At 48.5% G+C, this 563-nt stretch carries 1 protein-coding gene; it reads right to left on the bottom strand.

Features of this window, described 5'->3' with window-relative positions:
* Positions 1 to 153: 153 nt before the first annotated feature.
* Positions 154 to 563 (bottom strand): transposase (locus tag GOB58_RS12895; RefSeq protein ID WP_198911797.1); only part of this gene is annotated, 410 nt, incomplete at its 5' end.

The following is a 563-nucleotide window of genomic DNA, read 5'->3' as shown; positions in this document are numbered from 1 at the left end:
AGGTCTTTTATCCGGTCCCATTGATCATCGCGTAAACCGTAGCGCCGCATCTGTTTCTCTCCCCCAAAACTGGGAAAACAGTCAGCACAGAACGCCGGAAAGTAAAACCCTTACCTACCAAACTCAGGGCTTAACTGACGACACGCCGTAGGCTCAGGACTCATTCTTTGAGATAGAAGATGAAGCTTGCTGCGATGTGGATTGCAGACATGAAGGTATAAGCACAGCGGTCGTATCGTGTCGCCATTCTTTAAGCTTTGCGAACATATTTTCGATCAGATGGCGCTTTTTATACAGATGCCAGTCGTAAGGTGGCTTTGATTTCCGGTTCTTTTTCGGCGGAATACAGGCTGTGATAGTACGCTCTGTGAGAGAATGTCTGATTATATTGCTGTCATAACCTCTGTCCCCGATAACCTCTTTTGTCTCAGCGGGCAGATCAGCCAGAAGCACATCTGCGCCTTTGAAGTCACTGACCTGTCCTGCAGTCAGATAAAGTCGGACTGGTCGCCCCTGATCATCGCACATGGCATGAGGTTTTGAGTTCAGCTCCCCTTTTGTTC

The organism is Acetobacter thailandicus (assembly GCF_011516655.1).
In the GTDB taxonomy this organism is placed as follows: Bacteria; Pseudomonadota; Alphaproteobacteria; order Acetobacterales; family Acetobacteraceae; genus Acetobacter; species Acetobacter thailandicus.
The sequence above is the reverse complement of the archived record's forward strand: the minus strand, read 5'-3'. Positions and strand labels throughout refer to the sequence as shown.